The sequence below is a fragment of the uncultured Kordia sp. genome, assembly GCF_947496985.1.
Lineage (GTDB): Bacteria > Bacteroidota > Bacteroidia > Flavobacteriales > Flavobacteriaceae > Kordia.
In genome coordinates this window covers 240,206-252,823 of record NZ_CANMEZ010000001.1, presented here as the reverse complement: position 1 = coordinate 252,823, position 12,618 = coordinate 240,206, and the positions used below count along the sequence as shown (strand labels likewise).

Here is a 12,618-nt window from a genome sequence, read left to right as displayed (position 1 = left end):
AAATATATTTTAATTGAAAATACTCAGCGAAGCTACCGAAATGTTATACTTTAATCTGACGATCAATTTGTTGATTTAGGGAAATAAAAGTTTCCGTTCGCGAAACTCCTTTAATTGCTTGTATTTTATGGTTTAAAATATGCATAAGATGTTCGTTGTCTTTACACAAAATTTTAATCAGTAGCGACCAATTTCCTGTAGTATAATGACTTTCCATAACTTCTGGAATTTGCTCTAATTCTTTTACGGCTGCAGGATTACGCATGGCTTTATCTAAATACACACCAATAAACGCCATTGTTTTGTAGCCTAAAACTTTCGGATTAATAACAAATTTTGAACCTATGATTAATTTTGCATCTTCTAACTTTCGCAATCGTTGATGAATAGCAGCTCCTGAAATTCCAATCGTTCGCGCAATGCTTAAAATAGGTGTTCGTGCATCTTGCATTAATGCCCGTAAAATTTGTTTGTCAATACCATCAATCTCAATTTGATCATTAATCACTTTCATAAAAATCTATATTTAGAGTATGAAAGTTAAAAATAGCACTTTTTTCTTAAATCTTAAGTAAAAAGGTATTTGGCGGTAAAATTTGATCTTTTTTGACTCAATTTCCTTTTAAATTGAAATTTTTATAAGAATGATAGCTATTATAAATACAAATAGATTTCGATATAAATTTACTGTGTAAATTCACTCAATCTAGCATGTAAGTTTCTATAAATCAAAAGTCGTTTTTACATGTTGGCAGGATCATAGCCAAAATATGGAACTTCTTCTTCTTTAAAAATAACTCCATAATTTTCCAATTCTTTTAAAATAGGTGTATATACTTCTTTTGTAATCGGTAATTGAACGCCTGGTGTTTTAATTTCGCCATTTAAAATTTTCAAGGCAGCAATAGCAACTGGTAAGCCAACAGTTTTTGCCATAGCTGTATATGTTTGATCTTCGCCTAAAATCACCATTTTTGACTCAATTTGATGTTTTTTGCCATCTTTTTCGTAACCGAATTTATGATACATCACAATCATGTCTTTATCTTCTGGCGCAAGTGTCCAACTATCCATTAAGATTTTTTGAAGAATTTGTGCTGGTGTTGCATTCTCTAAACCTACCATTTTAGTTGGGTTAAAAAGATCTAACTCCAATAACTTTTCCCAAAGAGTATCATCTTGGTCAATTTTTAAATTATGACGCATTTTTAACTCTACAGAATCTGTTGGACTATATGGTAAAAACGAATTTACAAAGTCACGATAACTCATCTCTGCAGAATTTTCAATCGTATAGCTGTCATCAGTCATTCCTAAAATGACAAACATTTGCCAAGCTCTAGAATATCCAACTCTACGAATAGTTCCACGATATAAAGTTAAAATATCATCTAAGCCGTATACACTTCTATACTTTAAGGAATCACGATTTGCGTAGGCTTCAAACTTTCCATAGCCTTCAACATTTAAAAATTCGGTTCTACGGAACAAACGATTATATGGAATATACTTATAAGTACCTTCTTGGATAAACTTTGCAGCGCCACCTTGTCCGGCTAACACTACATTTCTAGGGTTCCAAGTAAATTTGTAATTCCATAAGTTAGTGTCACTTTCTGGCGCAACGAGTCCACCAGTAAACGATTCAAACAAAATCATTTTTCCATTATCATCACGGATACGATCTATCACTTCCATAGCACTCATATGATCGATTCCTGGATCTACTCCAATTTCGTTCATAAAAACAAGTCCTTTTTCTTTTACAGCTTCGTCTAGCGCTTGCATTTCTTTGCTGATATAAGAAGCTGTAACCATGTTTTTTCCATAATGGACACAATCTTTTGCAACTTCAATATGGAAACGTGCAGGGAGCATCGAAATTACAATAGCAGCTTTTTCAATAGCGGCTTTTCTATTTTCTTCATTAAACACATCTAAAAAAATTGCAGAAGCATTTGGATGATCTCCAACAAGCTTTTGTGCATTTTCAATGTTTATATCTCCGACAGTTATATGTAAGTTTTCTGTATGACTTTTATCTAAAAAATATTTGATAAGGTAAGAAGCAGATTTTCCTGCACCAATAATTAAAATGTTTCGCATAGTGGCTTTTGTTGCGTATTTTTGTGAAATAACAAATATAACACGAATGTAGCAAAATGTTACATTTATAAAAATATCTATTCATTTTTATGAGAAAAAAGATTTTAGTAACAGGAGCTATTTTGGGATGTTTAGCAGTAATTTTAGGTGCATTTGGTGCGCATGCACTCAAAAAAATATTGACGGTAGATCAAATTGCCTCTTTTGAAACAGGCGTTCGTTATCAAATGTATCATGCATTATTGTTATTATTTATAGGAGTAACACCTTATATTCCATCCAAAATGCAAAAACTATTATTCGTTTTTATTTTATGGGGAACCATTTTATTCTCAGGATCTATATATCTTTTAGCGACTAATAATTCGACAAGTTTTGATTTCACTACGATTGGGTTCATAACTCCCATAGGAGGAACTTTGTTAATAGTCGCGTGGATACTAATGATTGTTAGTTTTTTTAGGTTGAAATCGGATAAAATCACTTAAATATCTGTTATCTATAAAAATATTTATACTTTTGCCCTTTACAAAAAACACAACAAGAGTTAAAAGTTATGACGAATAACACCTTCTCAACGAAAACGATTTCGTTAAATCAATACGGAATCAAAGATGCCAAGGCGCATTATCAACTTTCCTCAGATGAACTTCATGAAGAAACTATTAAAAACGGACAAGGAGTAGAAACTTCTTTTGGAGCTATAACTGTAAATACAGGAGAGTTCACAGGAAGATCGCCAAAAGATCGTTTTATAGTAAAAGACAGTATTACAGAAGACAAAGTTTGGTGGGGAGACATCAACATTCCTTTTGAATCTGCTGCCTTTGATAAGTTGTATGACAAAGTTGTTGCATATTTATCTGAAAAAGAAATTTATGTGCGTGATGCCTATGCTTGTGCAGATGAAAATTACAAATTGAATATCCGAGTGATCAATGAGTATCCTTGGAGTAATATGTTTGCTCATAACATGTTTTTACGTCCAACTCAAGATGAGTTAGCACAATTTGAGGAAGAATGGTTAGTGGTGAATGCACCTGGATTTATGGCAGATCCTGAAGTAGATGGTACGCGTCAACATAACTTCGCTATCTTAAACTTTGAAAAGAAAATTGCATTAATTGGTGGAACAGGATATACAGGAGAAATTAAAAAAGGTATTTTTTCTGCATTAAACTTTATTCTTCCTGTATTTAAAAACACTTTACCAATGCACTGTAGTGCAAATGTTGGTAAAAACGGTGAAACGGCTATTTTCTTTGGTTTATCAGGAACAGGAAAAACAACATTGTCAGCAGATCCAGAACGTAAGTTAATTGGAGATGACGAACACGGTTGGACAAACGAAAATACAGTCTTTAACTTTGAAGGTGGTTGCTATGCAAAAGTGATCGATTTAAGTGAAGAAAAAGAACCAGATATTTATCATGCTATTAAAAAAGGAGCAATTCTTGAAAATGTAGTATTAGATGAAAATAAAAATGTAGATTTTGAAGATACAACGATCACGCAAAATACACGTGTAAGTTATCCTATCTATCATATTGATAATATTCAGGTTCCTTCTATTGGAAGCAATCCTAAAAATATATTTTTCTTAACGGCGGATGCATTTGGTGTGTTACCTCCAATTTCAAAATTAACACCTGGACAAGCTGCTTATCATTTTATTTCTGGATATACGGCTAAAGTTGCAGGAACAGAAGCAGGAATCAATGAGCCTGTACCAAGTTTCTCAGCGTGTTTTGGAGCGCCTTTTATGCCTTTACACCCAACGAAGTATGCAGAAATGTTAAGTGCAAAAATGCAAGAAGCTGGTGTAAACGTTTGGTTGATAAACACTGGTTGGACTGGTGGACCTTACGGAACAGGAAGTCGTATGAAATTGAAATATACACGTGCTATGATTAGTGCTGCGTTACAAGGAGAATTAAACAACGTTGAATTCCATACACATCCAGTTTTTGGATTGTCAATGCCAAAAGATTGTCCAAATGTGCCTAATGAAGTATTAAATCCAATCGATACTTGGGCAGATAAGGAAGCTTACAATGCAAAAGCGGCTGAACTTTCTGGTTCGTTCAAGAAAAACTTTGCACAATTTTCAGCATACGCAAATGACGAAATTATGGCTGGCGGACCAATTGGCTAGTCAGTATAATACTAAACCAACCCAAAATTTCTAAACCAAAAAAAGCCTGAATCATTTGATTCAGGCTTTTTTACTCTATAATCGAGATTTAAAATTGTTCCGAGGCTTGCCTCGTTATGTTATAATGAATTCCTTATATAGGTCTCGTGAACTTGTTCCGAGGTAGTTGATTTTATAAAAATATATAAAGTAATTATTTTTTATTCACTTCGTCAATGTATTTTGCCAATGCCATCGTCATAGATGGAGTTTCTGGCGTTGGCGCTTTAATATCAACTCTCAATCCTGCTTCTGTAGTTGCTTTAATAGTAGAATTACCAAAAACGGCGATACGTGTATCATTTTGCTCAAAGTCTGGGAAATTAGCTAATAATGACTTAATTCCTGAAGGACTAAAGAATACTAAAATGTCATAATACACATTACGTAAATCAGACAAATCACTTACTACAGTTTTGTAAAATACACCACGTTCCCATGAAATATTAATAGAGTTTAAAGCTTCTGGGACTGCAGGCTTTAGTGCATCTGATGATGGTAACAAGAACGATTCGTCTTTGTATTTTTTAATTAAAGGTAGTAATTCTTTAAAAGTACGTTTACCAACATAAATCTTACGTTTTCTGTACACTACATACTTCTGCAAATAGTAAGCAACTGCTTCCGACTGACAGAAATACTTCATGGAGTCAGGAACCTTAAAACGCATTTCTTCTGCTACTCTAAAGAAATGATCAACTGCATTTCTACTTGTTAAGACAATAGCAGTAAACTTTCCTAAGTCTATTTTTTGATGTCTTACGTCGCGAGCGCTTACGCCTTCAACGTGTATAAACGGCCTGAAATCGATTTTCACCTTTTGCTTGTCAATAAGCCTCGAGTAAGGAGAATTCTCAATTTTTGGTTCCGGTTGAGAAACTAAAATAGTTTTTACTTTCATAAACCTGTTTTTTTAAATTTTGCGTTATTTAACTAAAAATTTATACATAACTAAATAAGGGGCAATTTCAAGTGCGCAAAGATACAAAATAAAATAAAACAACTTGCTGATTATCAAATTTTGATAATTTTTTAGTAGAAGAAATAATCCAATGAGATTATATAGAAAAAATGTAAGAATTACTGAGAAAAATATAATCTTATTCCCATTTGTATAGTAAACTAGGACTAAGTTGACTGGAATTAAGATAATTCCAAATAGGTTGCGTATGCTAAGTTTGTGGAAATTGTACGTATTTACGTGCGTTTCTAGGTCTAAAATAACTGCAATTATTTTTTCTAAAATATATTTAATAATGATGAAAAACGTCGTAAAAGTGATAATTTTCACAAAAAGAAAAGGCGCATCGACTAAGGATGGGTGAAAAAATATAATAGCAACATAACTAAAAATAGTGATGGAAATTATCTGAATCAAAAATAGTAATGAACTAAACCAATTTACAACATCATCTTGTTTGCTAATAAATTGATTCTCATACTTGTTTGAAAATAAAAAAACTAAAAATAGCGAAAACTGCTTTCTAAATACAAAGCGAATCAACACCAGTAAACAGAAGGAAATCAAGAATAGCAATGTAAGCCAATCCTTAGAAATAATCGTTCGTTCTATACTTTCAAACATTTGGTAAAATTAGGGAGTATGTTAAATAATACATAAAAAATTATCACAAATCGTGACATTTCTTCGTTAAACGTATAATTTAATTACTTTTGTTTGCCTAAATTATAGAGATGTCAGACGCAATTGTTGTCATACCAACGTATAACGAGATTGAAAATATAGACGCCATTATTGGAGCTGTTTTTGCTCAGGATAAAGCGTTTCATGTTTTGATTGTAGATGACAATTCTCCTGACGGAACACATAAACGTGTCCAAGAATTACAAGAAAAATACCCAACCCAACTTTTTTTAGAAAAACGAAACGCCAAAACTGGCTTAGGAACTGCATATATTCATGGTTTTCGTTGGGCATTGGAACGAAAATACGAGTACATCTTTGAAATGGATGCTGATTTTTCACATAATCCTAATGATTTAATTCGATTGTTTAATGCTTGCGAAGAAGGCGCCGATGTAGCTATTGGTTCACGCTATGTAAAAGGTGTAAACGTAGTGAATTGGCCAATGAATCGTGTGCTGATGTCGTATTTTGCTTCAAAATATGTGCGTTTCATTACAGGAATTCCTATCCATGATACTACTGCCGGATTTATCTGTTATCGCAGAAAAGTATTAGAAGCAATCGGTTTGGATAATATTCGTTTTGTAGGATATGCGTTTCAAATTGAATTAAAATTCAAAGCATGGAAATTAGGCTATAATATCAAAGAAGTATCTGTTATCTTTACAGACCGAACCAAAGGTGTTTCTAAAATGGATAGCTCTATCTTTTCAGAAGCTGTTTTTGGAATCATAAAGATGAAAATAAGAAGTCTATTTACTAAACATAAACACAATGCATAAAATACTCCTAAAAAACGCACAAATTGTGAGTGAAACCGAAATTAAAATAGCAGATATTTTAATTGAAGGTGAACGAATTGCTACTATTGGGACAAATCTTACTGTAGCTGATGCTGAAATAATTGACGCGACAGGAAAGCATGTTTTTCCAGGAGTCATAGATGATCAAGTACATTTTAGAGAGCCAGGTTTAACGCATAAAGCTAACATTCAAACAGAATCGAGAGCGGCAATTGCAGGTGGAATTACGTCATTTATAGAAATGCCAAATACGAATCCGCAAACAACTACGGTTGAAAAAATGCAAGAGAAATTAGACATTGCAAAAGAAACAGCTTTTGCAAACTATTCGTTTATGTTTGGTGGTACAAATGATAATTTAGACGAAATTTTAAAAGTAGACCCAACACAAGTAGCTGGATTGAAATTATTTTTAGGTTCCTCAACAGGAAATATGTTAGTTGATAACGAAGCGGTGTTAGAAAAAATATTTTCAAGTACTGACATGGTAATTTCAGTACATTGTGAAGATGAAGCGACCATTAGAAAAAACTTAGCGGAATACAAAGAGAAATATGGAGATGATATTCCAATGGAGTTTCATCCAATCATACGAAGTGAGGACGCTTGCTATATATCATCGTCACGAGCTATCGCGTTAGCAAAGAAAACTGGCGCGCGTTTGCATGTTTTTCATCTGTCAACAGGAAAAGAAACAGCATTGTTTGACAATTCTGTTCCATTAGAAGAAAAGAAAATTACGGCAGAAGTATGCATTCATCATTTATGGTTTTCGGATGAAGACTATGCTAAAAAAGGAACAAACATTAAGTGGAATCCTGCGGTGAAGAAAGCTTCAGATAGAGCACAATTATGGGAAGCTTTATTAGACGATCGTATTGATGTAATTGCAACCGATCATGCGCCACATACCATAGAAGAAAAAAACAATCCATATACAAAAGCACCTTCTGGCGGACCGTTAGTACAACATGCGTTAAACGCGATGATACAAGCGCACAAAGCAGGAAAAATTTCGTTGGAAAAGATTGTACAGAAAATGTGTCATAATCCAGCGCGTTTATTTCAAGTAAAAGACAGAGGTTTTGTAAAAGAAGGTTATTATGCTGATTTGGTGTTAGTTGATTTAGGAAAATCATACGAAGTTGCTAAAGACAATGTGTTATATAAATGTGGATGGTCTCCGTTTGAAGGAACAACGTTTGACTCTGTAATTACGCATACATTTGTAAATGGAAATTTAGCCTACGCAGATGGGAAAATCTCTGAAAAACGTCAGGTAAAACAATTAGAATTCAACAGATGAAAACATACATAGCTTCTATACTTACGTTACTATTATTGGTTGTATCCTGTAAAGAGGAAGCGGTACCAAAGCCTGATGATTTATTGTCAAAACAACAAATGGCGGATATTTTGTATGATATTACATTGATCAATTCAATGAAAGGTGTTGATAAGAAAAACTTAGAAGCAAGTTTTTTTCATTACGACACATATCTATACAAAAAACATAATGTAGATAGCGCTCAGTTTGCAGAAAGTAATAATTACTATGCGGCATATCCATTAAAATATGACAAGATTTACGACCTTGTAAATACACGATTCCTAAAAGAGCGCCGCGATGTAGAAGCCGAATTGGAAAAAGAAAAAAAGCGTAGAGATTCACTGCAAAAAGCTAAAAAAGAAGAGCAAGAACGTCTTAATAAACGAAAAGATACAGTGCAAAAAAAGAAGCTGAAGGCAGTTAAAAAGAGCTAACTGTTAAGATTTATTGCTTAATTTGTTCAATTACTTTTCTGAAATTTATACTATCGGATGCTCTTGGGCAATTATTGCTAATCACTTTATTGTTAGAACTTAAAATACTATACCTTGGAACTGTATACCATTGAGTAGGCTTTTGCTCTTTGTTAACCATATAGTTTACAATCTTTGATGTTTTTCCGTTCAGAATTAAATACTGCTGCTCTTTATTAACATAGTCTTTTAAACGCTCAACATGTTTCATCCACTCGTTTTTATCTTCATCTACAGCGAAGTAGATAAATTCTATTCCTTTTTGTTTGGAGATTGTATGTCTAAAATCTCTTGATTGTTTTATATCCAAAATGCCTGGTGCAGAGCAGGTTACCCAGAAATCAATTGCTTTAATGTTGTTCCCCCTTTTTTCAAGAATTCTCCTTACAGTAATCGTATCACCATTAAATGTTAATAGTTTTTCGTTTAAAACTTTAGTCGGAATCTCAAAATCATACATGTCAAGATTGGAGGATATTCTATCCATACGTTTTGAAAAAGATGGTTCAGAAAAAGGTACTTCATATTCTTTAATGAGATTTTTAATGATATCAATATCTTGTTTTCCTGTTCCAAAACCGTTTGTGTAATAATCGTTAATCAATCGACCAATCGCATAATTCTCTATAGCTCCGTCAAAATTTTTCTGAATAAAATTCTTTTCGTCTAAAAAGTTTTTTCGTGAATAATCAAGGTATTCATGGTTTACAAAGTAATGACGAATGTATAACACCAGACTACGTTTAAAATAATCGTTATTGATCAATTCAGGATGTTGAAAATCAGCTACTGTAATATTTCCAAAATACGATTTAAAGTCAAATAGCTTCTCTTCAGAAAAGTTGTTCATTGCGTATTCATATACAATAGTATTACTGCTGTTTGTGTAATTTCCTTCGACCAATTGATCCTCAACATTTCTGGGCAACATTAAGTTATACAAGTATTCAAAATGTAATTCAGCTGGAACAAGTTTTTTAAAACTGTCGGATACTTTAGGATGCTCGTATATATAGTTTTCTAAGAAGCCATCTTTCTTTTTGTATGCTAGTTCTAATTCAGTTTGATATTGATTTGGATCTTGTTTATATACAGCCCATTGTTGGCGTAACGGATCGTTCATTTCTAAGAAAAAATTATAATGATCGCTATTTTTTCCTGAAAATTGAATCTTTCCATTTTTTATATTCATAGAAATACGATCGCCCGGTGTTACAAATATCCGTGTAAAGTAGGGAATCGTGTCTTGATTGTCTGAAAACGCCATCAAATCCATGAGTTGCGGTTGCTGTATTTTGAAAAGATCGAGCTTTAATGAATCGGCAAAAACATCTTTTTCTTTTGGTTTTTGATACGATGAAAAGCCAAAATTGGAGAAGTCTAAAATATTTAAATATTCCAAAGCTGCTGCATCATCTGATTTTCCAACGATGGTTACTTTTGAAGTTGTGTCAATTTTTTGAGTTATATCTTCTGTAGGAGTATTATTTGTTTTTGGATCATTTTTACAACTATATAAAAAGATAGATGTAGTTAAGAAACATACAAAATGGTATGGAGTTAATTTCATGGGTTGGTTTTGTGTTAATGAGTTTTCAAACTATTTGCATCATATTTCGTGCCTAACTCTCAAAACCAATATAAAATAAGGTCAAGCTATTTTCTATACCGTTTACTTACACGTTCAATAGTTTCTTCAAGTGGTTTGAATTTGAAATTCAATGCATTTTGAATTTTACTACTATCAAAAAACGATTGCGATTGAATGGACTTTGCAGTTTGCTTGGTTAATTTTCTGTGTTTTCCAGTGAAAAATTGTCGTAACCAGTCCATTCGCCAACCAATTCCTATTAAAAACGAACTAGCTTCTTTTGTTGGTGGTTTTACATCTAAAGCTTTTGCCATTGTTTTGGTAAACTTTTCTAAACTCCAATTTTCGGCAACTAATACAAAACGTTCATTTTTTATGTTACTCTCCATAAGTTGAATCATCACGGTAACTACATCTTGAACGTCTACATAACTTAAAATTCCTTTGGTGTAATACTTTAGTCCTTGGTCAATTTTTCTAAATAACGAACCACTTCCTGTACGCCAGAATCCAGCACCTAAAATAATAGCAGGATTTACAATGACAATGTCTAAACCTTCTTGAGAACCTCGCCAAACCTCCATTTCGGAACCATATTTTGAAATAGCATATACACTATTGTCAACTTCAGGATTCCAGTGTGTTTCTTCCGTAATTGGAATTGTTGGATCTTCATTTTCACCAACAGCAGCTATCGAACTTACAAAACAGAGTTTTTTCACGCCGTGAGCGACACATAAATTTACAATATTAGCAGTTCCCTGAATATTAACTTTTCGCAACATATCAAAATCTTTCGGGTCAAATGAAATCAATGCTGCTGCGTGGTAAACATGTGTTACTTTAGAAAAAGCAGTTTCAAGTGAAGGAACATCGGTTACATCGGCTTGGAGCCATTCAATTTTATCATAAAAATAATCGACATCATCAAAATAATATGTAAAAACATTTTTAACAGCATCTAGCTTATTTTCTGTTCTGTAAATCGCTTTTATACGTTGTTCTGTTTGTACTAAATGTGCCAATAAATGCGCACCAACTAATCCAGTTCCTCCAGTGATTAATATCATGCCACTAAAATAAACTTTTTTCTTTTCACTTTTATATCTTTGCGGAGCTTTAAAAGAATATAAAGATGAACAACAATTTAGTAGAAGAATTACGTTGGAGAGGAATGATACACGATATCATGCCAGGAACAGAAGATCAATTGAGTAAAGAAATGACAACTGCCTATATTGGATTTGATCCAACATCAGACTCTTTACATATTGGGAGTTTGGTTCCTATTATTTTGTTGATGCATTTACATAAAGCAGGACATAAGCCAATTGCATTGGTTGGAGGTGCTACAGGGATGATTGGAGATCCGTCAGGGAAGTCAGATGAGCGTAATTTGCTAACAGAAGAGATTTTAGCTAAAAATGTAGCTGGAATTAAGCGTGTGTTATCTCGCTTTTTAGATTTCAACGGAAGTGAAGATAATGCGCCAATATTGGTAAACAATTACGATTGGATGAAAGATTTTTCTTTTATCAATTTTGCACGTGATGTTGGAAAACGAATTACCGTAAACTATATGATGGCAAAAGATTCTGTAAAGAAACGTTTGACAGGAGAAGGTGTTGGAATGTCGTTTACAGAGTTTACATACCAGTTAATTCAAGGATACGATTTTTACCATTTACATAAAGAACATAATTGTTTGTTACAAATGGGAGGATCTGATCAATGGGGAAATATTACGACGGGAACCGAATTAGTGCGTAGAATGAACGATGAAGCTACAAAAGCATATGCAATGACCTGTCCGTTAATTACCAAAGCAGATGGTTCTAAATTTGGAAAAACGGCTGGTGGAAATGTCTGGTTAGATGCTGATAAAACTTCTGTATACCGTTTTTATCAGTTTTGGTTAAATGCTTCAGATGCTGATGCAGAAAAGTATATTAAAATCTTTACATTTTTAGATAAAGAAATAATTGATGCTTTAATTGCTGAACATGTAGAAGCGCCACATATGCGTATTTTACAAAAACGTTTGGCGGAGGAAGTAACTACGTTAGTACATAGTAAAGAAGATTTAGAAAATGCTCAAAAAGCAACGAATATTCTATTTGGAAAATCAACTACGGAAGATTTTAAGCAATTAGACGAGCAAACGTTGTTAGATGTTTTTGAAGGTGTTCCGCAAGCGGAAATTGAGCGTTCAGATATAGAAGAAGGTATGGATATGATTGCTGCTTTGTCTGCAAAAACTAATTTCTTAGCTTCTAATGGAGATGCACGTAGAGCTTTAAAAGAAAACTCAGTTGCGGTTAACAAAACGAAAGTAAAAGAAGATTATAAAATCACGACTGATGATTTAATCAATGATAAGTTTGTAACTATTCAACGTGGAAGGAAGAAAAATTTCTTGTTGATTGTAAAATAAATCCATTAAAAAACCCTGAATATTGTGTAGTAGGGCAAT

12 protein-coding genes are annotated in these 12,618 nt (G+C 33.1%); 6 read left to right on the top strand and 6 right to left on the bottom strand.

The genetic code is table 11. The features are described from left to right. Positions 1–43: 43 nt before the first annotated feature. Both Q0828_RS01260 and Q0828_RS01255 read right to left on the bottom strand, forming a co-directional pair. On the bottom strand, positions 44–514 hold the full coding sequence (locus Q0828_RS01260) for an Lrp/AsnC ligand binding domain-containing protein (protein WP_298417002.1): 471 nt from the start codon (positions 512–514) through the stop codon (positions 44–46). Positions 515–741: 227 nt separating this feature from the next. Further along, positions 742–2,106, bottom strand: a complete 1,365-nt coding sequence (locus Q0828_RS01255) for a saccharopine dehydrogenase C-terminal domain-containing protein (RefSeq protein ID WP_298417001.1) — start codon at positions 2,104–2,106, stop codon at positions 742–744. A gap of 89 nt (positions 2,107–2,195) precedes the next feature. Between Q0828_RS01255 and Q0828_RS01250 the strand changes: the two genes are divergently transcribed. Continuing rightward, a complete protein-coding gene (locus Q0828_RS01250; RefSeq protein ID WP_298417000.1) occupies positions 2,196–2,594 on the top strand; it encodes a DUF423 domain-containing protein in 399 nt (132 codons plus the stop codon). 68 nt (positions 2,595–2,662) lie between these two features. Next, entirely contained in the window at positions 2,663–4,261 is a 1,599-nt protein-coding gene (pckA, locus tag Q0828_RS01245) for a phosphoenolpyruvate carboxykinase (ATP) (protein WP_298416999.1), read from the top strand. Between the two features lie 193 nt (positions 4,262–4,454). Here pckA and Q0828_RS01240 read toward each other — a convergent pair whose 3' ends face one another. Both Q0828_RS01240 and Q0828_RS24500 read right to left on the bottom strand, forming a co-directional pair. Continuing rightward, complete coding sequence (locus Q0828_RS01240) at positions 4,455–5,201, bottom strand: uroporphyrinogen-III synthase (protein WP_298416998.1); 747 nt, start codon at positions 5,199–5,201, stop codon at positions 4,455–4,457. A 24-nt stretch (positions 5,202–5,225) separates the two neighbouring features. Beyond that, the gene (locus tag Q0828_RS24500) at positions 5,226–5,885 is read right to left on the bottom strand and encodes a DUF4271 domain-containing protein (protein WP_366523558.1); all 660 of its coding nucleotides are present in this window, start codon (positions 5,883–5,885) and stop codon (positions 5,226–5,228) included. Between the two features lie 110 nt (positions 5,886–5,995). Between Q0828_RS24500 and Q0828_RS01235 the strand changes: the two genes are divergently transcribed. Genes Q0828_RS01235 through Q0828_RS01225 form a run of 3 tightly spaced genes read left to right on the top strand, consistent with a single transcriptional unit; the run spans position 5,996 to position 8,515 of the window. Next, complete coding sequence (locus Q0828_RS01235; protein WP_298416997.1) at positions 5,996–6,730, top strand: polyprenol monophosphomannose synthase; 735 nt, start codon at positions 5,996–5,998, stop codon at positions 6,728–6,730. Beyond that, on the top strand, positions 6,723–8,057 hold the full coding sequence (locus Q0828_RS01230; protein WP_298416996.1) for a dihydroorotase: 1,335 nt from the start codon (positions 6,723–6,725) through the stop codon (positions 8,055–8,057). Before Q0828_RS01235 ends, Q0828_RS01230 begins: the two co-directional genes overlap by 8 nt. Next, positions 8,054–8,515 carry a DUF4296 domain-containing protein gene (locus Q0828_RS01225; RefSeq protein WP_298416995.1) on the top strand — a complete coding sequence of 154 codons (462 nt, stop codon included), beginning with the start codon at positions 8,054–8,056 and terminating at the stop codon, positions 8,513–8,515. Before Q0828_RS01230 ends, Q0828_RS01225 begins: the two co-directional genes overlap by 4 nt. Positions 8,516–8,525: 10 nt before the next feature. Here Q0828_RS01225 and Q0828_RS01220 read toward each other — a convergent pair whose 3' ends face one another. Both Q0828_RS01220 and Q0828_RS01215 read right to left on the bottom strand, forming a co-directional pair. Next, positions 8,526–10,124: a hypothetical protein gene (locus tag Q0828_RS01220; RefSeq protein WP_298416994.1), complete on the bottom strand. Its 1,599-nt coding sequence runs from the start codon at positions 10,122–10,124 to the stop codon at positions 8,526–8,528. A gap of 86 nt (positions 10,125–10,210) precedes the next feature. Next, positions 10,211–11,215, bottom strand: a complete 1,005-nt coding sequence (locus Q0828_RS01215; RefSeq protein ID WP_298416992.1) for an NAD-dependent epimerase/dehydratase family protein — start codon at positions 11,213–11,215, stop codon at positions 10,211–10,213. A gap of 65 nt (positions 11,216–11,280) precedes the next feature. Between Q0828_RS01215 and tyrS the strand changes: the two genes are divergently transcribed. Beyond that, complete coding sequence (gene tyrS / locus Q0828_RS01210; RefSeq protein ID WP_298416990.1) at positions 11,281–12,579, top strand: tyrosine--tRNA ligase; 1,299 nt, start codon at positions 11,281–11,283, stop codon at positions 12,577–12,579. The last annotated feature ends 39 nt before the right edge of the window (positions 12,580–12,618 follow it).

Excerpts from the sequence above, each read along its gene's own strand:
- Q0828_RS01260 (WP_298417002.1), bottom strand. The coding sequence starts at position 514 with ATGAAAGTGATTAATGATCAAATTGAGATTGATGGTATTGACAAACAA.
- Q0828_RS01255 (WP_298417001.1), bottom strand. The coding sequence starts at position 2,106 with ATGCGAAACATTTTAATTATTGGTGCAGGAAAATCTGCTTCTTACCTT.
- Q0828_RS01250 (WP_298417000.1), top strand. The coding sequence starts at position 2,196 with ATGAGAAAAAAGATTTTAGTAACAGGAGCTATTTTGGGATGTTTAGCA.
- pckA (WP_298416999.1), top strand. The coding sequence starts at position 2,663 with ATGACGAATAACACCTTCTCAACGAAAACGATTTCGTTAAATCAATAC.
- Q0828_RS01240 (WP_298416998.1), bottom strand. The coding sequence starts at position 5,201 with ATGAAAGTAAAAACTATTTTAGTTTCTCAACCGGAACCAAAAATTGAG.
- Q0828_RS24500 (WP_366523558.1), bottom strand. The coding sequence starts at position 5,885 with ATGTTTGAAAGTATAGAACGAACGATTATTTCTAAGGATTGGCTTACA.
- Q0828_RS01235 (WP_298416997.1), top strand. The coding sequence starts at position 5,996 with ATGTCAGACGCAATTGTTGTCATACCAACGTATAACGAGATTGAAAAT.
- Q0828_RS01230 (WP_298416996.1), top strand. The coding sequence starts at position 6,723 with ATGCATAAAATACTCCTAAAAAACGCACAAATTGTGAGTGAAACCGAA.
- Q0828_RS01225 (WP_298416995.1), top strand. The coding sequence starts at position 8,054 with ATGAAAACATACATAGCTTCTATACTTACGTTACTATTATTGGTTGTA.
- Q0828_RS01220 (WP_298416994.1), bottom strand. The coding sequence starts at position 10,124 with ATGAAATTAACTCCATACCATTTTGTATGTTTCTTAACTACATCTATC.
- Q0828_RS01215 (WP_298416992.1), bottom strand. The coding sequence starts at position 11,215 with ATGATATTAATCACTGGAGGAACTGGATTAGTTGGTGCGCATTTATTG.
- tyrS (WP_298416990.1), top strand. The coding sequence starts at position 11,281 with ATGAACAACAATTTAGTAGAAGAATTACGTTGGAGAGGAATGATACAC.